The 23,291-nt window shown below is 65.4% G+C and carries 29 protein-coding genes; 11 read left to right on the plus strand and 18 right to left on the minus strand.

Annotated elements, in window-relative coordinates; genetic code table 11:
* Positions 1-388 (plus strand): OmpA family protein (locus FFS68_RS14780; RefSeq protein WP_137753962.1); only part of this gene is annotated, 388 nt, incomplete at its 5' end.
* 239 nt (positions 389-627) lie between these two features.
* Positions 628-1,065: a biopolymer transporter ExbD gene (locus tag FFS68_RS14785; RefSeq protein WP_137753963.1), complete on the plus strand. Its 438-nt coding sequence runs from the start codon at positions 628-630 to the stop codon at positions 1,063-1,065.
* A gap of 26 nt (positions 1,066-1,091) precedes the next feature.
* On the opposite strand, the gene FFS68_RS14790 is transcribed toward FFS68_RS14785, so the two are convergent.
* Both FFS68_RS14790 and FFS68_RS14795 read right to left on the minus strand, forming a co-directional pair.
* Entirely contained in the window at positions 1,092-1,628 is a 537-nt protein-coding gene (locus FFS68_RS14790) for a DUF1993 domain-containing protein (RefSeq protein ID WP_137753964.1), read from the minus strand.
* A gap of 29 nt (positions 1,629-1,657) precedes the next feature.
* Positions 1,658-3,457 carry an ABC transporter transmembrane domain-containing protein gene (locus tag FFS68_RS14795; protein WP_137753965.1) on the minus strand — a complete coding sequence of 600 codons (1,800 nt, stop codon included), beginning with the start codon at positions 3,455-3,457 and terminating at the stop codon, positions 1,658-1,660.
* Between the two features lie 222 nt (positions 3,458-3,679).
* Here FFS68_RS14795 and phaZ point away from each other — a divergent pair, with 222 nt between their 5' ends.
* Positions 3,680-4,900 carry a polyhydroxyalkanoate depolymerase gene (gene phaZ / locus FFS68_RS14800; protein ID WP_137753966.1) on the plus strand — a complete coding sequence of 407 codons (1,221 nt, stop codon included), beginning with the start codon at positions 3,680-3,682 and terminating at the stop codon, positions 4,898-4,900.
* 177 nt (positions 4,901-5,077) lie between these two features.
* On the opposite strand, the gene FFS68_RS14805 is transcribed toward phaZ, so the two are convergent.
* Positions 5,078-5,473, minus strand: a complete 396-nt coding sequence (locus FFS68_RS14805; RefSeq protein WP_137753967.1) for a YkvA family protein — start codon at positions 5,471-5,473, stop codon at positions 5,078-5,080.
* Between the two features lie 24 nt (positions 5,474-5,497).
* Between FFS68_RS14805 and FFS68_RS14810 the strand changes: the two genes are divergently transcribed.
* Positions 5,498-6,490, plus strand: coding sequence for a dipeptide epimerase (locus FFS68_RS14810; RefSeq protein WP_137753968.1), 993 nt, complete (start codon positions 5,498-5,500; stop codon positions 6,488-6,490).
* 145 nt (positions 6,491-6,635) lie between these two features.
* Here FFS68_RS14810 and FFS68_RS14815 read toward each other — a convergent pair whose 3' ends face one another.
* Both FFS68_RS14815 and FFS68_RS14820 read right to left on the minus strand, forming a co-directional pair.
* Complete coding sequence (locus FFS68_RS14815) at positions 6,636-7,100, minus strand: pyridoxamine 5'-phosphate oxidase family protein (RefSeq protein ID WP_137753969.1); 465 nt, start codon at positions 7,098-7,100, stop codon at positions 6,636-6,638.
* A 15-nt stretch (positions 7,101-7,115) separates the two neighbouring features.
* The gene (locus FFS68_RS14820) at positions 7,116-7,562 is read right to left on the minus strand and encodes a VOC family protein (protein ID WP_137753970.1); all 447 of its coding nucleotides are present in this window, start codon (positions 7,560-7,562) and stop codon (positions 7,116-7,118) included.
* 201 nt (positions 7,563-7,763) lie between these two features.
* On the opposite strand from FFS68_RS14820, the gene soxR reads away from it, so the two are divergent.
* Positions 7,764-8,234: a redox-sensitive transcriptional activator SoxR gene (soxR, locus tag FFS68_RS14825; RefSeq protein ID WP_137753971.1), complete on the plus strand. Its 471-nt coding sequence runs from the start codon at positions 7,764-7,766 to the stop codon at positions 8,232-8,234.
* A 64-nt stretch (positions 8,235-8,298) separates the two neighbouring features.
* Positions 8,299-8,781 (plus strand): hypothetical protein, encoded by a 483-nt coding sequence (locus tag FFS68_RS14830; protein WP_137753972.1) that lies wholly within the window; start codon positions 8,299-8,301, stop codon positions 8,779-8,781.
* A 182-nt stretch (positions 8,782-8,963) separates the two neighbouring features.
* On the opposite strand, the gene FFS68_RS14835 is transcribed toward FFS68_RS14830, so the two are convergent.
* The 8 genes from FFS68_RS14835 to FFS68_RS17960 all read right to left on the minus strand — a co-directional run bounded on the left by FFS68_RS14835 (position 8,964) and on the right by FFS68_RS17960 (position 15,449).
* The gene (locus FFS68_RS14835; protein ID WP_137753973.1) at positions 8,964-9,254 is read right to left on the minus strand and encodes a putative quinol monooxygenase; all 291 of its coding nucleotides are present in this window, start codon (positions 9,252-9,254) and stop codon (positions 8,964-8,966) included.
* Positions 9,255-9,270: 16 nt separating this feature from the next.
* On the minus strand, positions 9,271-9,855 hold the full coding sequence (locus tag FFS68_RS14840; protein ID WP_137753974.1) for a carboxymuconolactone decarboxylase family protein: 585 nt from the start codon (positions 9,853-9,855) through the stop codon (positions 9,271-9,273).
* Entirely contained in the window at positions 9,855-11,036 is a 1,182-nt protein-coding gene (locus FFS68_RS14845; protein WP_137753975.1) for an acetyl-CoA C-acyltransferase, read from the minus strand. Before FFS68_RS14845 ends, FFS68_RS14840 begins: the two co-directional genes overlap by 1 nt.
* A gap of 54 nt (positions 11,037-11,090) precedes the next feature.
* Entirely contained in the window at positions 11,091-11,549 is a 459-nt protein-coding gene (locus tag FFS68_RS14850; RefSeq protein ID WP_137753976.1) for a MaoC family dehydratase, read from the minus strand.
* A gap of 94 nt (positions 11,550-11,643) precedes the next feature.
* Positions 11,644-12,852, minus strand: coding sequence for a mechanosensitive ion channel domain-containing protein (locus tag FFS68_RS14855; RefSeq protein ID WP_249340179.1), 1,209 nt, complete (start codon positions 12,850-12,852; stop codon positions 11,644-11,646).
* A 21-nt stretch (positions 12,853-12,873) separates the two neighbouring features.
* Entirely contained in the window at positions 12,874-13,884 is a 1,011-nt protein-coding gene (locus FFS68_RS14860) for a DNA topoisomerase IB (protein WP_137753977.1), read from the minus strand.
* A 34-nt stretch (positions 13,885-13,918) separates the two neighbouring features.
* Positions 13,919-15,301, minus strand: a complete 1,383-nt coding sequence (locus FFS68_RS14865; RefSeq protein WP_137753978.1) for a putative O-glycosylation ligase, exosortase A system-associated — start codon at positions 15,299-15,301, stop codon at positions 13,919-13,921.
* Positions 15,294-15,449, minus strand: a complete 156-nt coding sequence (locus tag FFS68_RS17960) for a hypothetical protein (protein WP_171003903.1) — start codon at positions 15,447-15,449, stop codon at positions 15,294-15,296. Before FFS68_RS17960 ends, FFS68_RS14865 begins: the two co-directional genes overlap by 8 nt.
* 66 nt (positions 15,450-15,515) lie before the next feature.
* Between FFS68_RS17960 and FFS68_RS14870 the strand changes: the two genes are divergently transcribed.
* Both FFS68_RS14870 and FFS68_RS14875 read left to right on the plus strand, forming a co-directional pair.
* A complete protein-coding gene (locus FFS68_RS14870) occupies positions 15,516-16,724 on the plus strand; it encodes a TIGR04063 family PEP-CTERM/XrtA system glycosyltransferase (protein ID WP_137753979.1) in 1,209 nt (402 codons plus the stop codon).
* Positions 16,725-16,782: 58 nt separating this feature from the next.
* Positions 16,783-17,649: a hypothetical protein gene (locus FFS68_RS14875; RefSeq protein ID WP_137753980.1), complete on the plus strand. Its 867-nt coding sequence runs from the start codon at positions 16,783-16,785 to the stop codon at positions 17,647-17,649.
* On the opposite strand, the gene FFS68_RS14880 is transcribed toward FFS68_RS14875, so the two are convergent.
* Entirely contained in the window at positions 17,646-17,972 is a 327-nt protein-coding gene (locus tag FFS68_RS14880; RefSeq protein WP_249340180.1) for a hypothetical protein, read from the minus strand. The two genes, FFS68_RS14875 and FFS68_RS14880, sit on opposite strands and share 4 nt — an antisense overlap.
* Entirely contained in the window at positions 17,969-18,232 is a 264-nt protein-coding gene (locus FFS68_RS14885; protein ID WP_137753981.1) for a hypothetical protein, read from the minus strand. The genes FFS68_RS14880 and FFS68_RS14885 overlap by 4 nt, the downstream gene beginning before the upstream one ends.
* Before the next feature lie 137 nt (positions 18,233-18,369).
* Here FFS68_RS14885 and FFS68_RS14890 point away from each other — a divergent pair, with 137 nt between their 5' ends.
* Positions 18,370-19,038: a S24 family peptidase gene (locus FFS68_RS14890; protein ID WP_137753982.1), complete on the plus strand. Its 669-nt coding sequence runs from the start codon at positions 18,370-18,372 to the stop codon at positions 19,036-19,038.
* Between the two features lie 159 nt (positions 19,039-19,197).
* Here FFS68_RS14890 and FFS68_RS14895 read toward each other — a convergent pair whose 3' ends face one another.
* Positions 19,198-19,503: a hypothetical protein gene (locus FFS68_RS14895; RefSeq protein WP_137753983.1), complete on the minus strand. Its 306-nt coding sequence runs from the start codon at positions 19,501-19,503 to the stop codon at positions 19,198-19,200.
* A 206-nt stretch (positions 19,504-19,709) separates the two neighbouring features.
* Between FFS68_RS14895 and FFS68_RS14900 the strand changes: the two genes are divergently transcribed.
* Together FFS68_RS14900 and aqpZ are read left to right on the plus strand one after the other, a co-directional pair.
* Positions 19,710-20,987 (plus strand): methyl-accepting chemotaxis protein, encoded by a 1,278-nt coding sequence (locus tag FFS68_RS14900; RefSeq protein WP_249340181.1) that lies wholly within the window; start codon positions 19,710-19,712, stop codon positions 20,985-20,987.
* Between the two features lie 98 nt (positions 20,988-21,085).
* Positions 21,086-21,811 (plus strand): aquaporin Z, encoded by a 726-nt coding sequence (gene aqpZ / locus FFS68_RS14905; RefSeq protein ID WP_137753984.1) that lies wholly within the window; start codon positions 21,086-21,088, stop codon positions 21,809-21,811.
* Positions 21,812-21,848: 37 nt separating this feature from the next.
* Here the strand turns inward: aqpZ and galU are convergent, their stop codons facing one another.
* Both galU and FFS68_RS14915 read right to left on the minus strand, forming a co-directional pair.
* Positions 21,849-22,712, minus strand: a complete 864-nt coding sequence (gene galU, locus FFS68_RS14910) for a UTP--glucose-1-phosphate uridylyltransferase GalU (protein ID WP_137753985.1) — start codon at positions 22,710-22,712, stop codon at positions 21,849-21,851.
* A 64-nt stretch (positions 22,713-22,776) separates the two neighbouring features.
* On the minus strand, positions 22,777-23,277 hold the full coding sequence (locus FFS68_RS14915) for an OmpA family protein (RefSeq protein ID WP_137753986.1): 501 nt from the start codon (positions 23,275-23,277) through the stop codon (positions 22,777-22,779).
* Positions 23,278-23,291 lie beyond the last annotated feature (14 nt).

Below are 23,291 nucleotides of genomic sequence, written 5' to 3' on the forward strand. Positions count from 1 at the left end.
GCCCCCGCCCCCGCCGCCGCCGCCGGTCGTGCAGTGTGAGCCCGGGCCGTACATCGTGTACTTCGACTGGGATCAGTCGAACATCACGCCGGAAGCCGCTTCGACGCTCGACAACGCGATCAGCGCCTACAACCGTGGTTGCACGGGTACGCAGGTCATGCTCGCCGGTCACGCTGACCGTTCGGGTTCGGCCACGTACAACGTCGGCCTGTCGGAACGCCGCAACACCGCGGTTCGCAGCTATCTGACCGCTCGCGGTATCTCGGATGGCTCGATCAGCGCGCAGGGCTTCGGCGAAAGCCGCCCGGCCGTTGCCACCGCCGATGGCGTCCGCAACGACCAGAACCGTCGCGTGGAAATCACTTACGGTCCGAACTCGGGCATGTAAGACCGGTTTCCGCTCCCGACCGGGACTGGAACGAAAAGAAGGGCGGTACCGCAAGGTGCCGCCCTTTCTTGTTGCGCGCGGCGCATGGCGATGGCTGGCCCCGTCCTTTTCATATTTCGCTTGCTCGTGGGTATTTATGATATACCATTACAATCAGGGTGCGAGATGGTCTTGGACCCTTGATGAGGGGTGGGTGCCCGTCCATCGCGGCGCGGCCTGTCCCGACCGGGAGAGAGACGATGCGCCAACGCCGCAGCATGTTTCATCGCAGCATTTTTCGCGCCGACCCCAATGGCGATCCCGACATCAACACCACGCCGCTGATCGACGTGATGCTGGTCATGCTGGTGATGTTCATCATCACCATCCCGCCGCCAACCCACAGCGTCGATGTGACCTTGCCCGCCGATGGCGTCGGGATTCCGGTTGCGGACGAGAACCGGGTAACGATCGACACCGCCGACGTGATCCGCTGGAACAACGAGGCGGTCGATCTGGCCGAACTGGGTATGCTGGTCAAACAGGCCGCCGACCGTCCCGAGCCGGCGGCAATCCTGCTCGAACCCGACGCGCGGGCGCGCTATCTGCGCGTCGATGAGGCGATCGGCGCGATCCGGCGCAACGGCGGGTCGAAACTCGCTTTTCCCGGGATCCGGCAATATGCCGGGCTGATCTGAACCGACTGGGTTCGCGCGCGCCGCGGTTAAGCCGCGGGCGCGGTGCCGGGCCGAAGATAGGCCATCATATAGCTGACATAATCGGCCTTGCCGAGCGGGACGCCCATATGGCGCAGGATCGAATAGGCCGCGACAAGGTGGAAGTAGAATTGCGGCTGTGCCCAGTCGCGGACGTAGGTGCGCGCAGTCATGTCGAAGGTCATGCCGTTTGGCAGGTCGAAATCGACCGGGCGATCGGGGTCGGCGTCGAGCGTGGCGGCATCGACGGTGTCGAGCCACGCGAGCGTCGCTGCGATTTGGGCCTGAAGGCCCGCGAAGTCGTCCGCGTCGTCGGTGAGTGCGGGGGCGCCGGTCGCGCCGAGGCGGGTCGGCGGCTGGATCGCCTGCAGGCAGGTGAAACGTACCTGCGATGCGAGCGGGAACATGTCGGGCGCGAGCCGCGCGACGATGAGCTGCAATTCGCCGACGCCATTGTCGGCGCCCCAGGCCAAGGCTTTGGCAAGCTGGCCCGACAGCGCGCGTAGGCCGTTCTGATAGGCGGGAACGGTCAGGTCGTAGAGCATCGTCACATCCTTTGGAGGGTAGGAACCGGTCAGGCGGGGGCGAGATTGTCCTGAAATTGCAGCCGCGCGAGGCGGGCGTAGAGGCCGTCGGCGGCGACCAGTTCGTCGTGCTTGCCCTCCTCGACAATGCGGCCGTCATCCATGACGATGATGCGGTCGGCGGCGCGCACCGTGGCGAGGCGGTGCGCGATGACGATCGTGGTGCGGTCGTGCATCAATGTTTCGAGCGCGTCCTGCACCAGCTTTTCGGATTCGGCGTCGAGCGCCGAGGTCGCTTCGTCGAGCAGTAGCAGCGGGGCGCGGCGGAGCAGGGCGCGGGCGATCGCGACGCGCTGGCGCTGACCACCCGACAAACGCGCACCACCCTCGCCCATGAAGGTGTCGAGGCCTTGCGGCAGCTTGCGGAGGAACTCTTCGGCATTGGCGGCGCGCGCGGCGTCCCACAATTGTTCGTCGGTCGCGTCCCAATTGCCGTAACGCAGATTGTCGCGCGCCGAGGCGGCGAAGATCACCGTCTCCTGCGGCACCATCGCGATGCGGGTGCGGATGTCGGCGGGATCGGCCTCGACGAGCGGGACGCCATCGAGCAGGATTTGTCCCGCCTGCGGATCGTAGAAGCGCTCGGCGAGCTGGAACAAGGTCGATTTTCCCGCGCCCGATGGGCCGACGATCGCCACCGTCTCGCGCGGCGCGATCGCGAGCGAGAAGCCGTGCAGTGCCGGCGCGTCGGGACGGGTGGGATAATGGAATTCAACCTCGGCAAATTCGAGCGTGCCGATGGGCGGTTCGGGAAAGGCGCGCGGGTGGGCAGGCGGCGCAATGCTGGGTTCGGCGTTGAGCAGCTCGCTGAGCCGCTCGGCGGCGCCGGCCGCGCGCAGCAGGTCGCCATAGACCTCGGTCAGCGCGCCGAACGCGCCCGCCACCAATCCGCCGGTCAGGACGAAGGCGGCGATGGTGCCGCCGGTGATCGTTCCCGCCGCAACACCGGCGGCGCCGTACCACAGCAGCGTCGTAATCGCCCCGAACAGCAGGCCGATGACGATCGCGGTCATGATCGCGCGCAGGCGGATGCGGCGCTTTGCGGTCGCGAAATTGGCCTCGACCGCCGCGGTGAAGCGGATCGCCTCGCGCTCTTCCTGGCCGAACGCCTGGACGATCTTCATCGCCCCCAATTGTTCGGAGGTGGTGGCGCCGATATCGGCGACGCGGTCCTGACTGGTGCGCGAGACATTCTGGAGCTTTCGGCCGAGCAGGACGATCGGCATGATGATGACCGGGATGCCAAGCAAGATGCCGCCGGTCAGCTTGGGCGACAGCGAAAAGAGATAGGCGATGCCGCCAATTCCCATCACCGTGTTGCGCAGGGCGACCGACACCGTCGTTCCGACGACTTGTTCGATAATCGTCGTATCCGACGTCATCCGCGAGGCGATTTCCGACGGGCGGTTTTCCTCGAAGAAGCCGGGCGCCAGGCGCAGCAGGTTGCGCTGCACCGCCTGACGGATGTCGGCGACGGTGCGTTCACCCAGCCAGCTGACGAAATAGAAGCGCAGCGCGGTGGCGAGTGCGAGGAGAATGACGATGACGTAGAACAGCCGGAAATGGGGGGCGACGTCGCCGCCGCCGGCCACGAAACCGCTGTCGATCATTTCCTTGAACTGCCAGGGAATCGCCAGCGTCGCGAGCGCAGCAACGCCGAGCGCGATCGCGGCAATCGCCAGTTGCAGCGGATAGGCGCTGGCATAATGCCAGATCATGCGCAGGCTACCGAGCTTGCGGCGGGGTTCGGTGGAGGCTTTCGCGGCGGAAAGATCGGGGGTGCTGGCCATCGCATCGGCCCTAGCAGCGGCGATGGCCGCGCTCAACGGCGCAGAATGACCCCTTGCTTCAAGCGCTTTGAAGCCATGCTGCATGCCGGACAATGCGGAAACGGAACAAAGATCCCCGTCAAAACCGATTATGATGCATTGCACAATGAGACGGAAGGCCTAGACTGACCCCAATGAACGGGCGCCCGAAGAGCGCCGGGGCTTGCCAAGGAATCATCGAATATGCTGTATCACGCCTTTGAAATGCAAAAGAGCTGGCTGGCGGGCGCGAGTGCGCTGGCGACCGCGGGGGCGCAGGTGATGCAGCACCCGGCGAACCCGCTCGGCTATTTCGGCGGCAGTCCGCAATTCGCGTCGGCGCTGGAAGTGTTCGCGCACGCCGCTGCGCCGCGCGGCAAGCCGGGGTTCGAGCTGTACGAAACCGTCGTCGATGGCGAAACGGTTCGTGTGACCGAAGCGATTGAGGCGCGTAAACCGTTCGGCCAGCTCAAGCATTTCAAGCACAAGGGTGCGAAAGACGCGCCGAAACTGCTGATCGTCGCGCCGATGTCGGGCCATTATGCCACGTTGCTGCGCGGTACGGTCGAGCGGATGCTGCCCGGGCATGACGTGTGGATCACCGACTGGCGCGACGCGCGCAACGTGCCGCTGGAAGCGGGGAAATTCGACCTCGACGACTATATCGATTATCTGATCGGCTGGATGGAGCATATCGGCCCCGGCGCGCATATGCTGGCGGTGTGTCAGCCGTCGGTTCCGGCGCTCGCCGCGGCGGCGATCATGGCCGCCGACAAGAATAAGGCCCGGCCCAAGACGCTGACCATGATGGGCGGCCCGATCGACACGCGCAAGGCGCCGACCGCCGTGAACCAGCATGCGATGACGCGGCCGCACGCGTGGTTCCAGGAAAATGTCATCGCGACGGTGCCGGCCTATTATCCGGGCGCCGGCCGCCGCGTCTATCCGGGGTTTCTGCAGCTCGCCGGCTTCATGTCGATGAACCTGGGCAACCACATGATGAGCCACTGGTCGATGTTCAAACATCTGGTCGACGGCGACGGCGAGGAAGCCGACAAGACCAAGGAATTTTACGACGAATATCGCTCGGTATGCGACATGACCGCCGAATTCTATCTGCAGACGGTCGATCTGGTGTTCCAGCGCCACGCGCTGCCGAAGGGCGAAATGCTGCACCGCGGCAAACCGGTCGACCTGAATGCGATCGAGGATATTGCGCTGCTGGCGATCGAGGGCGAGCGCGACGATATTTCGGGGATCGGCCAGACCAAGGCGGCGCTGACGCTGACCAAATCGCTGCCGACCGAGAAGAAGAAATATCTGATGGCGAAGACCGTCGGCCATTACGGCATCTTCAACGGCCGCAAATGGCGCGAGGATATTGCGCCGATGGTCGAGGGGTGGATCCGCAGCAACGGCGGGTGAGGGTCGGTTACAGACCTATAATTTCGTCATCCCGGACTTGATCCGGGATCCATCAGCGCTCTCAACATAGTGCGGCGCAAGGGGTCGTGGACCCCGGATCAAGTCCGGGGTGACGAAGAAGAATAGCCGTTTTCATGACACAAAACCGACGTTTCCTGCCTCTTTGACGTGCCAGACTCAATGCATCGGCGACGTCCGCACCGCCCAATAGACCAGATAGAGCAATCCTGCCCACAGCAGCAGGATGACCGCCAGCCCGCTGCGGCTCGACGGGCGTTCGCTGGCGGCTTCGGCGGCGGCATGGAGTTCGCTCCATAGCGGACCGGGGATCAGACGGCGCACCGCCCATAAGCCCAGCGGGACGACGATCAGGTCGTCGAGCCAGCCCAATATCGGAATGAAATCTGGGATCAGGTCGATCGGCGACAGTGCATAGGCCGCGACCGCGATTGCCAGGAACCGCGCGAGCGTCGGCACGCGCGGGTCGCGCGCGGCGAGCCACGCGGCGTGCGCCTCGACTGCGAGGCGGTGGCCGAGGTCGCCGATGCGTTCGGAAAGGGATTTGCCGGTCATCGCGATCTACCCTAGCCTTCCTGCATGGCTATCCAACTGAAAAGCGCGCGCGTTGAGCGTTGGGCGGTCGCGGGATCGTTCGTGATCGCGCGCGGCGCCAAGACGTTCGTCGATGTGGTTGTCGCCGAAGTCGAAGGTGAGAGCGCAATCGGGCGCGGCGAGGGTACGCCCGTCTATTATTTGGGCGAGGACGCCGCCGGATGCCGCGACCAGATTTTGCACGCGGCGCCGCATATCGCCGACATGGACGCGGCGACCGCCCGCGCCGCGGTGCAGGACTTGATGGCGCCCGGCGCCGCGCGCAACGCGCTCGACTGCGCGCTGTGGGATCTGGAGGCGAAGCAGCGCGGGCTGCGGCTGTGGCAGCTGGCGGGCTGCGACGGGGCGCCGACGGCGCGGGTCACCGCCTTCACCATCTCGCTGGGGGCGCCGGGGGCAATGGCCGAACAGGCCGCGACCGCCGAGGCCGACGGGTATCGCCTGCTTAAGATCAAGCTGACCGGCGACGATGACCGCCTGCGGGTGGCGGCGGTGCGCACGGGCGCGCCCGAGGCGCGGCTGATCGTCGATGCCAATGAAAGCTGGGGGCAGCTCGATATCTTGGCCGAGGCCGAGGCGCTTGCCGATTTCGGCGTCGAGATGATCGAGCAGCCGGTGGCGGTCGGCGCCGATGCGCTGCTCGATCCGATTTACGCGCCGATTCCTTTCGTTGCCGACGAAAGCTGTCAGACCGCGGCGGATGTCGCGCGGATCGGGGCTTTTTACGATGGGGTGAACATCAAGCTCGACAAGGCAGGCGGGCTGACCGAGGCGCTGCGCATCGCCGACGCCGCCGATGCCGCGGGATTATCGATCATGGTCGGGTGCATGTTGTCGACCAGTCTGGCGATCGCGCCGGCGTTCGTGTTGGCGCAGCGGGCGCGGTGGGTCGATCTGGACGGCCCCGCGCTGCTGGCGCGGGACCGTGAGCCAGGTTTCGAGTTTCGCGAAGGGCGGATCGGACCGCCGGTGGGGTGATAGATCCTCCCTGTCGCGCAGCGATGGGGAGGGGGACCGTTCGCGAAGCGAATGGTGGAGGGGCGGCAACGTTGGCGCCCATGCCCCTCCGTCAGCGCTTCGCGCTGCCCACCTCCCCATGGCTTCGCCACAGGGAGGATATCTCCTAAAGCGCCACCTCCGCATGCTGGCCGAGTTCGCCTTCCTTCATCGTCATGCCGGTCATCAGCTTGAAGATGCCCTTGATACCCGGATCGGCGGTCCAGATTTCGGCGTTGTCCAGATCGAAGCGGAGGAGGACCAGCTTGGGGTCGTCCTTGCCGTCTTCATACCAGGCCGCGATACCGTTGTTCCACAGCCTGTCGAGCACCGCGCGGTCGCTTTCGTGGACCAGCGTCCCCGAAATGCAAGCGAACAGGTCGTGCCCTTTCGACGCGAATTGCGCCATCGCCGGGCCACCGCCAGCTAGGCGGTTGTCGGTCGAGGTGAAGAACCAGAAAGCACTGTTGGCGTCCTTGTCGAGCTGAGCATTCATCGGGATATGATGTTCGCGCTCGCCAGTGGCGCCGATCATGATATAGGGGCTGTCGGCCAGCGCCTTCCAGAATTGCTGTTTGATGTCGTCGCTCATGCGCGAGGCTCCTTCTTATTTCAGAATAAGATGGAAACGCGACAGCCGCTCGTATGTTGCGTCACTGGGCATGGTTTTCGGTTCGGCATAGCTGAACACTTCATATTCGATGCCGTCGTGGTCGAGGAAATAGAAGCGACGGCCCGGCGGGTGATCGTCATGGTTGAACGTGGCGAGGCCGGCAGCTTTGACCCGCGCCTCGATCGTGGCGAGATCATCGACCTGAATCCCGACATGGTTGAGCGGCGCGCCCTGGGGGTAGCGGTCGCCCGCATATTTGCCGTCGGGTCCGCTATAGACCGCGAGGTAGGAGTGATCGCTGCCGACATGGATTGCGGTGCCGCCGTCGCGGGCGCCGCCCCGCCACCGCTCGTGCCAGCCAAAGATCCCGGATATCAGCCCGGCGGTCCGCTCGGCGTCGCTCACGGTGAGATTCACATGTTCGATAAAGGGGTGCGTCACTTGGGGTTGCTCCATGATTCGGGTTGACGCCGCGTTTTTGCAAGCTCAAGTCAGGTTTATGTCAAGAGAAATGTCGAGTTGATCATCAAGCCGGTCATCGCGAGCGAAGCGGGCCATAGGCCAAGCAATCCGGAGCGGTTACCGCAGCTCTGGATTGCCGCGTCGCCTGCGGCTCCTCGCAATGACGAAAAGGAGAATAGGATGCACCGCACCGACCTCATTCCGATCGGCGAACTGGCTGCGCGCACCGGGGTCGCGGTGTCGGCGATCCGCTTTTACGAAGCGAAGGGGTTGGTCGACGCGCTGCGCACGCGCGGCGGCCAGCGGCGTTTCCTGCGCGCCGACATCCGCCGCGTGTCGTTCATCCTGATCGCGCAGCAACTGGGGCTGAGCCTGGAGGAGATCGCCGCCGAACTGGCGCGGCTGCCCGCTGGGCGCACCCCCAACGGCGACGACTGGACGCGGATCAGCACCGGATTGCGGGCGCGCATCGACGGCCAGATCGCGGCGCTTGAACGCACGCGCGAGCTGCTGGGCAATTGCATCGGCTGCGGCTGTTTGAGCCTGAAGAAATGCGGACTGTACAACCGCGACGACAAGGCGGCGCAGCGCGGGGCGGGGCCGCGCTACCTGCTCGGCGATCGGGCGGGGGAGATTGCGGAAATCGGTTGAGACGCTTGCCGAAAGCGCGCATGATATGTAGTATCACGCTCTGCCAAATATCTGGAGAGGTTGAATGAAAGCGCTTTACGCCGTTCTGCTCGCCGCTGCCGCCACCCACGCACCCGCCGCTTTTGCCGCGCCATCGCCCACCTCGCCGCTACTTGGCGTCTGGTCGGTCGACGTCGCGAAACTGACGACGCCGCCGGCCGAGCGGCCAAAGAGCGTGACGATCACCTATAGCGATGCGGGGGCGGGCCAGTGGCGGACGCACGTCAAAGTTGTGTTGCCCGATGGCAAGGCGGTCCAGGCGACCTCGACCTATACGCCCGACGGCACCGCGACGCCGGTCGAAGGCAATCTGGAGGCCGACATGGCGGCGACCCGGTTGCCCGAACCCGGCGTGATGGTGACTGCGCTCGCGCGCGGTGGGCAGCCGGGGTCGATGCGGACCTATACCGTTGCCGCAGACGGCCAGACGATGAGTGAAACGGTGGTGTTTTTCACCGCCGAGGGCGTCCCGGCGATGCGGACGAATTACTTCAACCGGGTGCGCTGAGGGCGATGGACGAACGCATAGGGGTGGTTAGCGGACGCCTTCTGGCTTCGTCATCCCGGACTTGATCCGGGATCCATCCGCCCTCGCAACATAGCGCGGCGCAAGGGGTCATGGACCCCGGATCAAGTCCGGGGTGACGAAATTGTAAGCCTGCAATCGGTCGATAACGGCCGTTTCCGGCCCTAAACCGCGCTCAGCTTCTCGATCTCGGGCGCTCCGGCCAAGCAGGGGCCGAGCTTGGCGCCGAGAGTGCGGAAATGGTCCGAGGCGCGGTGCGCCTCGACCGCGGCGCCGTCGTCATAACATTCCAGCACCTTGTACACGCCCGCCTCGGCGGTGCGGAACAGGCGGTAATAGCTGTTGCCCGGCTCGTTCGCGGCCACCGCGGGGGCGAGCTGGGCGAAGACGCCTTCAAATTCCGCTTCCTTGCCGGGCTGGACGCGCAAGGTCGCGATGATGCCGATGCCGCTCATGTCATTCTCCTTTGGTTCAAGCTCTCAGGTCGGGGTCGACGTCCCAGCCGTCCTCGACCTGGACGCCAAAGCTGTTCAAGATCATCGAAACCTGCGTGTATTGGCCGACGGTCATCACCAGATCCATGCGGCCCTTGTCGCCGAGCGGCGCGAGCGCGGCCCAGGTCCCGTCGGTGACGAAATGGTCGCTGGTCAGCTCGTCGGTCGCGCGCAGCATCGCGCGGTCGAGGTCGCTCCAGCCGCCCGCGTCGGAGCCAGCCTTGATCCGCGCGATTTCCTCTTCGGTCAGCCCGCAATCAAGGCCGATGCGCTTGTGCTGGGTCCATTCATAGCCCGAGCGGCAGTTATAACCGGTGCGCAGGATGACGAGCTCGCGGTCGCGCTGGCTCAGCGCATTGCGCTTCGATAGGATATAATTGCCCCAGTCGAGGAACGCGGTCAGCGCCTTGGGCGCATGCGCGAGGGTGCGGAAGATGTTCAGGATTTTGCCGCCCCCGACCTTGCCCCCGTCGGAAGCAAGGAAGGGTTCGAGCGCGGCGCGCTGGTCGGCATCGAGCCGGCCCAAGTCGACCGGCTCGATACGCGGGGCGCTGAGGCGCATCAGAAGACCTCGAACAGGCCTGCTGCGCCCTGGCCGCCGCCGATGCACATGGTAACGACGGCATATTTTACGCCGCGGCGCTTGCCTTCTAGCAGCGCGTGGCCGACGCAGCGCGCGCCGGTCATGCCGAACGGGTGGCCGATCGAGATCGAGCCGCCGTTGACGTTGAGCAATTCGTTCGGGATGCCGAGCTTGTCGCGGCAGTAGAGCACCTGCACCGCGAAGGCTTCGTTGAGTTCCCACAGGCCGATGTCGTCCATCTTCAGCTCGAAGCGTTCGAGCAGCTTGGGGATCGCGAACACCGGGCCGATGCCCATTTCGTCGGGCTCGGTGCCCGCGACGGCCATGCCGACATAGCGGCCGAGCGGGGTCAGGCCGCGCTTTTCGGCGACCCTGGCTTCCATCACGACGCACGCCGACGATCCGTCGGCGAGCTGGCTGGCGTTGCCCGCGGTGATCGTGTGGCCTTCGCCCATCACGGGCTTCAGGCTCGACAGGCCTTCCAGCGTGGTGTCGGCGCGGTTGCACTCGTCCTTGTCGGCGGTGACCTCTTTGAACGAGACTTCCTTGGTTTCCTTGTCCATCACCGCCATCGTCGCCTGACACGCGATGATTTCATCGGCAAACAGGCCCGCGGCCTGTGCGGCGGCGGTTCGCTGCTGCGACTGGAGCGAATATTCGTCCTGCGCATCGCGGCCGATGTTGTAGCGCTTGGCGACGACCTCGGCGGTGCCGATCATCGGCATATAGGTATCCTTGTGCATCGCGATCAGCTCGGCGTCGGTTTCGATGAATATCTTGCCGCTGCCGCTGACCTTCGAGATCGACTCGATGCCGCCGGCGACGCAGATGTCCTGACGGTCGACGATGATCTGCTTCGCCGCGGTCGCGATGGTCATCAGGCCCGACGAGCACTGACGATCGATCGACATGCCGGGGACGGTGACGGGCAGGCCCGAACGCAGCGCGATCAGGCGCGCGACGTTCATCGTCTGCGATCCCTGCTGCATGGCGGCGCCGAACACGACGTCGTCGATCTCGCCGCCTTCGAGGCCGGCGCGCTCGACCGCGGCCTTGACCGAGAAGGCGCCGAGCGTCGGCGACAGCGTGTTGTTGAACGAACCGCGACCCGCCTTGGTCAGCGGGGTGCGGGCGGTGGAAACGATGACGGCGTCACGCATGATAATGTTCCTCTTCGAAGAGTTTGGCTGAATCTTTGCCGGGGAGGGCTATGCTCAAACGAAAAACTGGCTGATCCATTCGGCGATCAGCGCGGGCTTTTCCTCGCCCTCGATCTCGACGGTCACTTCATTGGTCTGTTGCCACTGGCCGGGGCGCTTTTCCTCAAGCTCGAGCAGCTTGATATGGCTGCGCACGCGCTTGCCCGAACGGACCGGCGACAAAAAGCGGACTTTGTTGCAGCCGTAATTCACGCCCATCTTGACGCCGCCGACCTTGGGGCCGTCGGTGCTCTGGCCCAGCATCGGCATCAGCGACAGGGTGAGAAAACCGTGCGCGATCGTCCCGCCGAACGGCGTCAGCTTCGCCTTTTCCTCGTCGATATGGATGAACTGGTGGTCGCCGGTGGCGTCGGCGAACTTGTTGATCATCTCCTGATCGACCAGCACCCAATCCGACGTGCCCAGATGCTCACCGACCTTGGTCTGCAATTCCTGCGGCGTGATTGTGGCCATCGCTCATCCCCTCGATCATTGGTTCGGGGCGCGTTCTAGGCCTGTCTGGACGCGTTGCACAAGGCCCATGCGGTCATGCCAAGGCGCCGTAGCGTCAGCCGGGCTTGGCCGCCTTTGCCGCCGCCGCCTTGGATTTCGGGGACTCGGCATAGGGCATGATCATTGTGCCGTCGGGGGCCGCGGTAAAGGTTGTCTGGGTCGGATAGGCAAACTCATATCCCGCCCGTGCCATCGCGTCGAACACCCGGATGCCGACATCGGTGCGCGCCGCGGCGACGACGTCGAATTCGTCGCTGAACACATCGAACAGCAATTCGAAATCGAGGCTGGAGGGGCCAAAGGTCAGAAAGCTCGAACGGATGAACTCGTGCCCGCCCGCCACAACCTGTTCCTCGAGCAGCGCCGGTAGGTCGCGCAGCATCGTCGGTGTCGTCTGATAGATGACGCCGATGGTGAAGGTGATGCGGCGGCGGTGGAGATGCGCGAAATTGGTGATCTCCTTGCCCAGCAAATTGGTGTTCGAAATCACCAGCAATTCGCCATTGAGCGACCGCAGGCGGGTGCTTTTCAGGCCGATGCGTTCGACCGTCGCGGTGCTGGTGTCATATTTGATCGTCTCGCCGACGCGGAATGGCCGGTCAAAGATGATCGACAATGATGCAAACAGATCCGAAAAAATGCCCTGCGCTGCGAGACCGATGGCGATACCGCCGATACCCAGGCCCGCGACCAGCCCGGTAACATTGACCCCCATATTGTCGAGGATGACGATGGCGGCGATCGCGAACAATGCGACGCTGATCAGCAGGCGGATGATCCCCATCGCGTTCGACAGCGTTTCGTTGTGCCCGTCCGACGCGCGCCGCTGGATGAGGCCAAGGATAACCTCGCGCGCCCAGATCGCGACCTGCAGCACCACCGCGACGGTGAAGACCAGCTGGATGACCTGCAGGATCACCACGGGCGGCTGCGCATAGCCGGCAACGAGGCGGATCGCGACGATCGCGAGCACAAAGGATTTGGTCTTGTGGATCACCCGCCCGACGATGTGGGTCAGGGTGAATTCGCCGGGCGTCGCCTGCGCGCGCTTCAGCGCAAAACCGCGGATCATCGAAAGCAGGAAATAGATGGCGAGGCCCGCGGCGATCGCGATCCCGATCTGTAACCAGTGGCTGTTCATCCACCCGATGCTGCTGTCCCACCAGGCGCGGATGTCGGCAATCGGGTCGCTCGTCGCGGCAGGCGCCGCGGTGGCGGTCTTGGTGGCCGCAGTCTGCGCCGCGGCAAGGATGGAGAAGGTCAAGTCGGTCCTCGTGGGTCTGGATCAGGCAGAGCGGAGCAGCGCCGCGGCGCCCGGCGCGCGCTCCAGATAGGTCAAAAATCCGCGTTCGTAACGCGAAAGATGTTTGGCCGCGCGCGGCAGCGCCCCGGCGGCGGTGGCAAAGTCGCCGCGCTCCTGCGCCGCCGCGATCATCGCCGGGTGGACATAGGCCTTGCGCGCGATTGCCGGCGTGTTGCCGAGGTGGTCCGCGACATGCTCCAGCACCGCCTTGAGGGTCGGCGGTTCGGGCGCGTCATACAGGAACGCAAAGGCCTCGACGCTCGCCGACCAGGTGCGGAAATGCTTGGCGCTGAATTCGTCGCCCATCGCATCGCGGATATAGGCGTTGACGTCTTCGGAGGCGACCGCGCAGACGCCGCCATCCTCTTGATACTGAAACAGCTTCTGCCCCGGCAGATCCTGCAGGCGGCGGACCAATGTCGTGAGATTGCGGTCGCTGATCGCCACCTCTTTCTGGGTGCCGCCCTTGGCGCGGTAGCTCAGCCGCAGCGTCTGGCCGGTCAGCTTGGCGTGGCGCTGGCGCAGCGTCGTCGCCCCGAAACTCTTGTTCGCCGCGACATATTGTTCGTTGCCGACACGCAGCGCGGCGAGGTCGAGCAGGCGGACAACCGCGCCGACGACGCGCTCCTGACACAGGTTCCGCCGCGCCAGGTCGCTTTCCAGCCGCGCGCGAAGCAGCGGCAGCGCGTGGCCAAAGGCGGCGCAGCGGTCATATTTGTCGGCGTCGCGCGCCAGCCGGAAATCGGGGTGATAGCGATATTGCTTGCGCCCGCGCGCGTCGTAACCGGTGGCCAGAATATGGCCGTTGGCGGCAGGGCAAAACCATGCGTCCTCATAAGCCGGGGGCAGCGCGATCGCGTTGAGCCGCGCGATCTCGGGCGCGTCGCGAATGATTTTGCACTTGGCATCGCGGTAACGCCAACCCTCGCCAATGCGTTCGCGCGTGATGCCCGGCAGGCCGTCGTCGACGTGGATCAGGCGCGGGGCGGGCATGGGGCAATAGCGCAGCGCCACCCCAATGGTTCCGTCACCCCACGCCGGGCACGCTATGCCGCGCGGGTACCTGCGCCGGGCGCGCGGTCAGCGGCCGCCAGCCGGCTTCCTGTTCGCGGCGGCGACAATAGGTCGACAGCCCCATTTCGAGCGCCAGCATCATGTAGATGAACGGCTGGAACGCGATGCCGACGAACAGCGACCCGACCATATAGACGATATGGCCATGCTGGAGCGCGGTTGCCAGCGGCGCGATCCATTGTTCCTCGCCGCGCCGCGTTTTCAGATAGCGGCGGCGCAGCCGCTCCATCTGGACGATGCCGACGATGTGGAGCAGCAGCCACAGCGCCAGCCCCGGATAACCCTGTTCGCCCAGCATCTCGAAATAGCTCGAATGATAGGCGCGCGATTTTTCGTCATGGACGGTGGCATCGGCATTTTGCGGCTGGTCGGGGTCATAGCCTGACCCGCTGGTTTCGACGCGCAGGCGGTTCTGGATATAGGCCTCGAACCCGCCGCCGAACGGGTTCTCCTTGGCATATTCCCACGTCCACGCCCACACCGCGACGCGGGTCGATGCCGACTGGTCGGATTTATAGCCCTGGATCGTTTCCATGCGTTCGGTAAAGCTCTGCGGCAGGAACGGCACCGCGGCGATCGCGAGCAGCCCGGCGCCGGCGATATAGAGGAAGCGGTGCTTGACCGCGCGCAGCGACAGCACCGCGAGCACGGCCAGGCAGACGAGCCCGGTGCGCGCCTGCGTCCCGATCGGCAGCAACATGCAGGCAAAGCAGAGCGCGAAGCAAAAGATCGACACGCGCCAGTCGGGGGCGAAGATCGTCCCATGGCGGCGATACCACAGGATCAGCGGTATGATCGCGACGCCGACGGTCGACATGATTGACCCTTCGTAAAGCCCGTAATTTTCGTTGAGCAGCAGTTGCAGCGAGCCGTAACCGCCGCCGCCCGCCGCGGTCTTGATGCCCCCCGCGATCGCGATCGACGCCGCCGACAGCAGCATGATCAGCGCCAGCGATTCGATACGCAGCTTGGTCCGCAAGGTTAGCGGCAGGAAGATGGCCCAGACCAGCGCCTTCCACACCCAGCTCCATTTGTCGGCGGCTTCGACCGGGAAATCGGCCTGCGATGTCGTCAGCCCGCAATAGACGAGCAGGGCGATCAGCAGGAATTGCCGCCCCGACCAGCGCATATCGCGCTTGTCGTCGGCGGCGAGCCAGCCGACGATCGCCAGACCGAAGACGATCAGCGAGATCGGGATCGAGTTGATCAGGAAATAGCTCAGCCGCTGCGGCGCGACGATGTCGATGTAGCAAAAGCACAGCACAAACAGAAATGGTCGCCGGAACCCGACGCCGATAAAGGCAAACAGAAAGGCGACGAACGCGATGTCACGCATCGGGGCGGGCGTTTCGTTCGGCGTCGCGATCCTGCTGCCATTGCGCGCGCGGGCTGACCTCGCGGTCCAGATCGCTGCGATAGAGCAGGCGCCAGAGCGCAATCGCCATCAAGACGTGCGTCAGCCCAATGGAAAAATTGTCGACCATGTCCGCTCCCGCTACGCGATCGGGGTTGACGCCGCGTTAAGCCTTCTATGTCAGTGGATCTTCGCCATGACCCGCATCCTCCACGTCCTCGATCATAGCCTGCCGGCGCACAGCGGCTATACCTTTCGCACCCGCGCGCTGATGAAGGCGCAGGTCGCGAAGGGCTGGGACGTCGCCGGGGTGACCGGGGTGCGCCACCCCGAACCCGGACCTGACGGCGAAACCGTCGACGGGCTGACCTTTTACCGCACCGCGCCGGTCGCGCCCGCGCGCGCGCCAATCCGCGAATGGCGCGAAATCGGGGCGCTGGCGCAGCGGGTCGAGGCGCTGGCACGCGAGTGGAAACCCGATGTCCTGCACGCCCATTCGCCGGTGCTCGACGGGCTCGCCGCGCTGCGTGTCGGCAAAAAACTCGGTATTCCGGTGATCTACGAAATCCGCGCCTTCTGGGAGGATGCCTCGGTCGGCAACGGCACCGGGCGTGAGGGTAGTTTGCGCTATTGGCTGACCAAGCAGCTCGAAACCCATGCGGTGAAGTCGGCCGATGCCGTCGCGGTGATCTGTGAGGGGCTGCGCGGCGATCTGATCGCGCGCGGCATCGACCCCGCCAAGATTACCGTGTCGCCCAACGGCGTCGACCTCGAGCTGTTCGGCGATCCGCCGCCGCGCGACGATGCGCTTGCCGACACATTGGGGATCGCCGCCGACGACGCGGTGATCGGCTATATCGGCAGCTTCTACGACTATGAGGGGATCGATGATTTGATCGCAGCGATGCCCGCGCTGGTCGCGGCGCAGCCCGCGGCGCGGCTGCTCCTCGTCGGCGGCGGGCCGCGCGAGACGGCGCTGAAGGCGCAGGCGGCGGCGTCGCCCGCAGCTGCGCAAATCCATTTTGTCGGGCGGGTGCCGCATGATCAGGTCGAGCGCTATTATTCGCTGATCGATATCCTCGCCTATCCGCGCAAGAAAATGCGGCTGACCGACCTTGTCACCCCGCTCAAGCCGCTCGAAGCGATGGCGCAGGGCAAGCTGGTCGCGGCGTCCGACGTCGGCGGGCATCGCGAACTGATCGAAGACGGCCAAACGGGCACGCTGTTCGCGCCCGACGACCCGGCGGCGATCGCCGATGCCCTGGCGCAGCTGCTGGACAATCGCGGGATTTGGGCGGAACGAAGGCGGATCGCACGTATTTTTGTCGAAACCCATCGTAACTGGTCATCAAACATTTTACGTTACGAACCGGTTTACCAGCGATTGCTGCGCGGCACCGACTGACCGCGCCGCCCGACGCGACGATATTTTGGCCCCCGCGGGCCGCACGGAATTGGACAATATGGACGATAGCAGCGACAACCCTGGCCAAGCCGCATCGAGCGCGCTGCTGCGCGTGCTGCGGCCCGCGCTGCCGGCGGTGATCGGCGCCGCGGCGCTGACCTTTTTGTTCGCCGCCGTCATGCCGATGTCGTGGGTCGCGGGAATCGGCTGGAACCTCTATCTCGATCGCCTCTCGGACTATTTCGTGCCGCCGGTCGGCAATGCGGCGCGGTTGTTGCTGGCGTTCGGCACGGCTGCGATCGCTTCGATGATCGCGGGGCTGGTCGCGCTGTTGATCGCGACGCCCGATGCGGCGGGGCTGTCGTCGCTCCGCGCTCGGTTCCGGCGCGCATCCGATGCCGACACCGCCGAGGGCGACGATCGCGAGACCGATTTTTCGGCGCGGCGCCGCCGCGTCGACCTGCACCCTGACGATCCGCCGCGGCCGCCGATCCGCGCCGGTCGCGACCTGCCCGCGGGCGGGCTGGGACCGCTGACCGCGGCAACCCCCGAACCCGCCGCCGAACAAAGCGCCGAGGCCGATGTGTGGCTCGGTGAATTTGCGGAACAAAATGCCGATGAGCTGGTGCTCGCCGATCTCGCGCCCGCGGAGGCGGCGCCGACCGGTGACGAGCCTTGGCTGCAACCGGCTGAGATCAACGCGCCGCCGTTGCCCGCCGCCACCGACAATTCGCTCGGTGCGATGGTGGCGCGGCTCGAGGCGGGCCTGGCGCGCCGCCGCGAAGCGCTCGGCGAGGCGACGGCGACCGATACGGTCCTGGCGCCCGACGGCAGCAGCGCCATCGCGGCGGAGCCCGAGGTCGACCTCGCGCTCGAGGCCGCGCTCAGCACCCTGCAACGGATGACGCGCCGGTCGGTCGGCTAATCCTCGACCGTCAGGATTTCGATCTGGAGCGCCCCGCGCTCGCTCCCGCATTCCACCACGACATCGGCGACGATATGGCCCGGCAACGTCCATTCGGCCGCGGTCAGTTCGGCCTGCAGTGCAGCGGCGACCGCCTGGCCATTGCCCACCGCCAGCACGCCGGGAAAAATGTGGCGGGCGCCGGTGAAATTCGCGCTCGCCCATGGCCGGAACGTCGAGGCGCCAAGCGCCACGCCGAGCGGCAACGTGCGCGCCAACAGGTGGCGCAGGCGGCGGTGCGGGCAGCCGGGGCGCGGCGGCAAAGCGGGCGACCAGCGCATCATGCCGGTGCGCCGCGGTTGGCTTGACGCATCGCGCGGGCCCGCCGGTCCCCGATTGGCGTAACCCGGCCCGCGTGGCGATCGGCGCGCCACATGTTCATGAAATGTTCCACACGGCAGATGATGTGGCGCCCCGGCTCGCGGCCACCGCGCAGATCGCTCACCAGCCGCGGGTCGCGCACCGCGGCGCGGCCAAAGACGCTGGGCGGCATCGCCGATTCTTTCAGGAAAGCCTCGATCCGTTGCAACAGGCTGCGTTCCATATTGTCCTCCCTGACCGCGTGATAACCGGGCGACTCACCCGATAGGATAAATCCTATCTGCTGATCATTTTCCTACTTGTCTAGGAAAAATCCGCTTGCTAGGAATGAAATAGGAAGGACCAGCCCCCAGCGACCTTATGAGCGATCATGTCCCCGATCCGCGCGGCGCGCTTGACCGCCTGTTGACCGACAAGGGCATCGATTATGCGCGCCTGTCGCAGGTGATCGGGCGCAATCCCGCCTATATTCAGCAATATATCAAGCGCGGTTCGCCGCGGCGGCTGGCCGAACAGGACCGGGCGCGGATCGCCGCTTATCTGGGGGTGTCCGAAGCAATGCTCGGTGGGCCGGTACAGCGCGTCGCGACTCCGGCGCGGTCACGCGGTCCGGGGATGATCCTGGTCCCGAAACTGGCGATCGGCGCATCGGCAGGGGCGGGTGCCAGCGTCGAGGGCGAGCCGGTCGAGGGCGAGGTGGCATTCGACCCCAAATGGCTGCGCGACCTGGGCGCCGATCCGCGCGCGCTCAGCATCATTCGGGTCGAGGGCGATTCGATGGCGCCGACGCTGAACGATGGCGACGACATATTGGTCGATGGCGGCGACGCCGCGGCGCGGCTGCGCGACGGGATTTACGTGCTGCGGATGGACGATGTGCTGATGGTGAAGCGTGTCGCGCGCGCACCGGGGCCGGGCCGGATCTCGGTGATCAGCGACAATCCGCATTATCGTAGCTGGGACGATCTGCCGATGGCGTCGGTCCGGCTGGTCGGCCGTGTCGTGTGGACGGGGCGGCGGGTGCGGTGACGAATCCTCCCTGTGACGCAGTCATGGGGAGGGGGACGGTTCGCGAAGCGAATGGTGGAGGGGCGACAACGGGCGCGCCAAAGCCCCTCTGTCAGCCCTCCGGGCTGCCACCTCCCCATGGCTTCGCCACAGGGAGGATCAGGCAGAATCCCGACGCGTTTACCGCGGCGCCGCCATCAGTGCTTCGATCTCATGCTCCAGCACCTCGGCGCGCTGGCATTGTTCTTCGTTGCCATCGCGGCATTTTTCGGCGGCCTTGTCGCGCTGGCGCGACAGCTTGCCCAATTGCTCCTCACGCTGACGCATTTCGCGGCCGCGGTTGCGATCGGATTCATCCTGGCTGGTGGTCGTCCAGTCGGCGACCTGGCCGACGGCCTTGACCGGAGCGGTGACGACGGTCTTGACCGCGCTGATGCAGCCGGTGAGCAGCGGCAGCGCCGTAAGGGCGATGATGATGGCACGCATAGTCTTCTCCTCGCCCCCGCCACCGCGCGGTCCAGCATTCCATCGCATAGCCGCCGCGATCTGAACAGAATATTGCGACGGGTCGCCTTCGCGCTGCGACCCTGTGTCACAGCATTGAAACAAATGGTTAAAGCCGTGTTTACCGTCTTCGCTTTAGGTCAGGGGGTGAATAAGGGATCGCAGCACGAAGAGAGGTCGGGCACGTCATGGACCATATTTTTACGCCATCATCGGGTCATGCGACGGCGATCGCCGCTGACGCGCATATGGCGCAGGTCATCGACCTGTTTCGCGGCGATCCAGAGCTGCGCGCGCTGGCGGTGCTCGACGCGAATGGTCGTCCGATGGGGGTCATCCGCGAGCAGCGGGTGCGCGAATTGCTCTTCTGTCCTTTCTGGTTCTCGCTGATGCAGAACCCGACGATCGGCGGCTCGATCGCATCGATGATCGAACCCTGCCCGACCGCCGACGTCGCGCGGTCGACCCCCGAACTGCTGCGCGTCGCGGCACAATCGCCGGGAACGGGCGAGCTGATTCTGGTCGATCGCGGCCGGTTTGTCGAAACGCTGGACAGCGGCCAGCTTGCCAGGCTGGCGATGCTGCGCGACGCCGAATTGGTGCAGGAACGCGCGGCGCGCGCGACCAAGGTCGACCATGCCGGGCGCCGGTTCCAACAGGATATTACCGCGCTGACCGCGGTGCTGTCCGACATGGCGCATCAGGTCGAAACCTTTTCCGCCAGCCTGTCCGATCGGGCGCGCCAGACGGGGCGCGACGCTGTCACCGTCGCCGGTGCCACCGCGCAAACGCTGGCGGGTTTGCGCGAATTGGGCGATCGCGGGCATATGCTGGCGGCGACGATGACCCAGATCGTCGATGACGGGTCGCGCGCCCGCGCGGTGCGCGGCGAGGCGCATCGCAAGGTTCAGCAGGCGGGTGAAAGAGCCAGCGCGCTGAGGGCGGCAAGCCAATCCATCGAACAGATGCTCGCGCTGATCATCGACATGGCGAGCCGCACCAACATGCTGGCGCTCAACGCCGGAATCGAGGCCGCGCGCGCTGGCGATGCGGGTCGCGGCTTTGCCGTTGTGGCGTCGGAAGTGAAGACGCTGGCCAGCCAAACGCGCGCCGCCGCCGGCGACATCACCCAATATGTCGACCGCATCCGCGACATCGTCGGTCAGGTCACCGCCGGATTCGACGACGTGGAGCGGGCCATCAACGCCAACAATGGCTTCTCCGACGCGATCGACCGTGCGGTCGATGGGCAAAGTGCCACGACGCTGATGATCGCAAGCTATGTCGAACAGGCGGTGTCGGCGGGGCGCGAAATTGACCTGCGCGTCCAGGAAATCGGCCACGGAGCGACGGCGGTTGGCGATGGCGCGCAGGCGCTGGGCGAATTGTCGGCGGGGCTGTCGGAGGCGGCCCGCTCGCTCGACCAGCGCGCCCGCCATTTCGTCGAAGCGGTGGCCGCGGCCTGATTTTCTGCGCCGCGGCAAAGGCTTGCGGGGCGCTGTTCCGCTGCTAGGATGGCACGGCGCCGGAGGCGTCCATGGCCGCCGGTGGGGAGGAGGGTCATATGACGAATATGCAAAAGGGCTTGGCCGAGTTGATCGGCACATTCTGGCTGGTCTTCGGCGGCTGCGGCAGCGCGGTTCTGGCGGCGGCATTTCCCGATGTCGGCATCGGGTTGCTCGGCGTCTCGCTCGCTTTCGGGTTGACGGTCGTCACCATGGCCTATGCGATCGGGCATATTTCGGGATGTCATCTCAACCCCGCGGTCACCGTCGGCTTGTGGGCGGGCGGGCGGTTCGAGGCGCGTGATATCCCACTTTATGTCGGCGCGCAGGTGGTTGGTGCGGTCGTCGCGGCGCTCCTGCTGTTCTACATCGCCAGCGGCAATCCGGCTTATGATCTGGCGACGGGCGGCCTCGCGGCCAATGGCTTCGATGCGGGATCGCCGGGCGGTTACGACATCTGGTCGGCCTTCATCATCGAGATTGTGCTGACCGCCTTTTTCCTGTGGATCATCATGGGATCGACCGATGGTCGCGCCCCGGCAGGCTTTGCGCCGCTCGCCATCGGCCTGGCCCTGACGCTGATCCACCTGATCTCGATCCCGGTCACCAACACGTCGGTCAATCCGGCGCGCAGCACCGGTCCGGCGCTCGTCGTCGGCGGGCTGGCCATCCAACAATTGTGGCTGTTCTGGCTGGCGCCGTTGATCGGCGGCGCGGTCGGCGGCTTGCTCTACAAGACGCTGGGCGCCGACACGTTCCCAAAACCGAATATCGAGGGCGAATAATCGCCGAACCGGCGGGGGCAAGGCGCCTCCGCCGGTGCTATTTCAGCAAATCGATCGCAAAGGCGCGGACCTCGGCAGCGATGTCGGGGCGTTCGAGCGCGACCGCCAGATTGGCCTGGATATAACCCGCCTTTGATCCGCAGTCGTAGCGCGCGCCGTCGAAGGTCACGGCGTGGAACGGTTGGGTGCCGATCATCGTCGCCATCGCATCGGTCAGCTGGATCTCGCCGCCCGCACCCTTCTCCTGCCCCTCGAGCACGCGCATCACCTCGGGCTGGAGGATGTAGCGGCCCGAGATGATCAGGTTCGACGGTGCATCGGCCACCGACGGCTTTTCGACCAGCCCAGTAACTTCGGTCAGCGCGCCGTCGCGCGCGCCGGGGGCGATGACGCCATAGCTCGATACCTGTTCGCGCGGCACTTCCAGCACCGAGATCAGATTGCCGCCGACCTGGTGGTACGCATCGACCATCTGCTTCATGCAGCCGGGCGAACCGTGCATGAATTCGTCGGGCAGGAAGATCGCAAAGGGTTCGTCGCCGACGATCGCGCGCGCGCACCAGATCGCGTGGCCGAGGCCGAGCGGCTCCTGCTGGCGGACATAGGCACAATTGCCGGGGCCAAGCCGCGTCGGCTCCAGCACCGACAGATCCTTGCCGCGTTCCGACATCGTCTTTTCAAGCTCGAACGCAACGTCGAAATGATCCTCGATCGCGCTCTTGCCGCGGCCGGTGACAAAGATCATCTGCTCGATCCCCGCCTCGCGCGCTTCGTCGACCGCATATTGGATCAGCGGCCGGTCGACGATCGGCAGCATCTCCTTGGGGATCGCCTTGGTCGCGGGCAGGAAGCGGGTGCCGAGGCCGGCAACTGGAAAGACGGCTTTGCGGATCGATTTCATGGTCGAGGCCTTAGCCGCGAAAGATGGACAAGAAAAGGCGAACGGGGTGCAAGTTTTGTCGCGATTATCGCGGCGTCACGATCACGACGACACGGCGGTTGTCCTGACGGCCTTCGTCGGTATTGTTGCTCGACATTGGCACCGTTTCACCGCGGCCGACGACCTGATCGGCGGTGAACTTCATCCCACCGGCAAGCATCGGCGCGGCCACGGCCTCGGCCCGCGCCTGCGACAGCGTCAGATTGTAAGCGGCGGCCCCCGTCGAATCGGTGTGGCCTTCGACCCGCGCCGTCGTGATGCCGACCGCGACGAGTTTGGCCGCTGTCTCGGTGATCCGCGTCTGTTGCTCCGCCGGGACGCTGCTTTCATTGGTCGAGAACAGGAGGCGTTCGGGCATATTCAATGCCCATCCGAGACCATCTTCGACAAAGCCTTCGGCTTTTAGGACCGCGATCTGGGCCGGGGTGAACCCGGCCGGCGGCGGCACGCTTTGACAGGCCGCGAGCAGGGCAGCAAAGGCGAGCATGAAAAAGGCTCGGATGGGTCGGGCGATAGTCTGGGTCACGGCGATACTCCGCT

Origin of the sequence: Sphingopyxis sp. L1A2A (genome assembly GCF_005502465.1) — a bacterium.
Taxonomy (GTDB): domain Bacteria; phylum Pseudomonadota; class Alphaproteobacteria; order Sphingomonadales; family Sphingomonadaceae; genus Sphingopyxis.

Bases quoted from the DNA above. Each gene is read 5' to 3' on its own strand.
- FFS68_RS14885 (WP_137753981.1), bottom strand. From the start codon at position 18,232: ATGGAACGCAGCCTGTTGCAACGGATCGAGGCTTTCCTGAAAGAATCG.
- FFS68_RS14860 (WP_137753977.1), bottom strand. From the start codon at position 13,884: ATGCCCGCCCCGCGCCTGATCCACGTCGACGACGGCCTGCCGGGCATC.
- FFS68_RS14785 (WP_137753963.1), top strand. From the start codon at position 628: ATGCGCCAACGCCGCAGCATGTTTCATCGCAGCATTTTTCGCGCCGAC.
- FFS68_RS14845 (WP_137753975.1), bottom strand. From the start codon at position 11,036: ATGCGTGACGCCGTCATCGTTTCCACCGCCCGCACCCCGCTGACCAAG.
- FFS68_RS14890 (WP_137753982.1), top strand. From the start codon at position 18,370: ATGAGCGATCATGTCCCCGATCCGCGCGGCGCGCTTGACCGCCTGTTG.
- FFS68_RS14830 (WP_137753972.1), top strand. From the start codon at position 8,299: ATGAAAGCGCTTTACGCCGTTCTGCTCGCCGCTGCCGCCACCCACGCA.
- FFS68_RS14875 (WP_137753980.1), top strand. From the start codon at position 16,783: ATGGACGATAGCAGCGACAACCCTGGCCAAGCCGCATCGAGCGCGCTG.
- FFS68_RS14840 (WP_137753974.1), bottom strand. From the start codon at position 9,855: ATGCGCCTCAGCGCCCCGCGTATCGAGCCGGTCGACTTGGGCCGGCTC.
- FFS68_RS14895 (WP_137753983.1), bottom strand. From the start codon at position 19,503: ATGCGTGCCATCATCATCGCCCTTACGGCGCTGCCGCTGCTCACCGGC.
- phaZ (WP_137753966.1), top strand. From the start codon at position 3,680: ATGCTGTATCACGCCTTTGAAATGCAAAAGAGCTGGCTGGCGGGCGCG.
- FFS68_RS14790 (WP_137753964.1), bottom strand. From the start codon at position 1,628: ATGCTCTACGACCTGACCGTTCCCGCCTATCAGAACGGCCTACGCGCG.
- FFS68_RS14815 (WP_137753969.1), bottom strand. From the start codon at position 7,100: ATGAGCGACGACATCAAACAGCAATTCTGGAAGGCGCTGGCCGACAGC.
- FFS68_RS14795 (WP_137753965.1), bottom strand. From the start codon at position 3,457: ATGGCCAGCACCCCCGATCTTTCCGCCGCGAAAGCCTCCACCGAACCC.
- FFS68_RS14805 (WP_137753967.1), bottom strand. From the start codon at position 5,473: ATGACCGGCAAATCCCTTTCCGAACGCATCGGCGACCTCGGCCACCGC.
- soxR (WP_137753971.1), top strand. From the start codon at position 7,764: ATGCACCGCACCGACCTCATTCCGATCGGCGAACTGGCTGCGCGCACC.
- FFS68_RS14835 (WP_137753973.1), bottom strand. From the start codon at position 9,254: ATGAGCGGCATCGGCATCATCGCGACCTTGCGCGTCCAGCCCGGCAAG.
- galU (WP_137753985.1), bottom strand. From the start codon at position 22,712: ATGAAATCGATCCGCAAAGCCGTCTTTCCAGTTGCCGGCCTCGGCACC.
- FFS68_RS14900 (WP_249340181.1), top strand. From the start codon at position 19,710: ATGGACCATATTTTTACGCCATCATCGGGTCATGCGACGGCGATCGCC.
- FFS68_RS14880 (WP_249340180.1), bottom strand. From the start codon at position 17,972: ATGATGCGCTGGTCGCCCGCTTTGCCGCCGCGCCCCGGCTGCCCGCAC.
- FFS68_RS17960 (WP_171003903.1), bottom strand. From the start codon at position 15,449: ATGGTCGACAATTTTTCCATTGGGCTGACGCACGTCTTGATGGCGATT.
- FFS68_RS14810 (WP_137753968.1), top strand. From the start codon at position 5,498: ATGGCTATCCAACTGAAAAGCGCGCGCGTTGAGCGTTGGGCGGTCGCG.
- aqpZ (WP_137753984.1), top strand. From the start codon at position 21,086: ATGACGAATATGCAAAAGGGCTTGGCCGAGTTGATCGGCACATTCTGG.
- FFS68_RS14870 (WP_137753979.1), top strand. From the start codon at position 15,516: ATGACCCGCATCCTCCACGTCCTCGATCATAGCCTGCCGGCGCACAGC.
- FFS68_RS14850 (WP_137753976.1), bottom strand. From the start codon at position 11,549: ATGGCCACAATCACGCCGCAGGAATTGCAGACCAAGGTCGGTGAGCAT.
- FFS68_RS14865 (WP_137753978.1), bottom strand. From the start codon at position 15,301: ATGCGTGACATCGCGTTCGTCGCCTTTCTGTTTGCCTTTATCGGCGTC.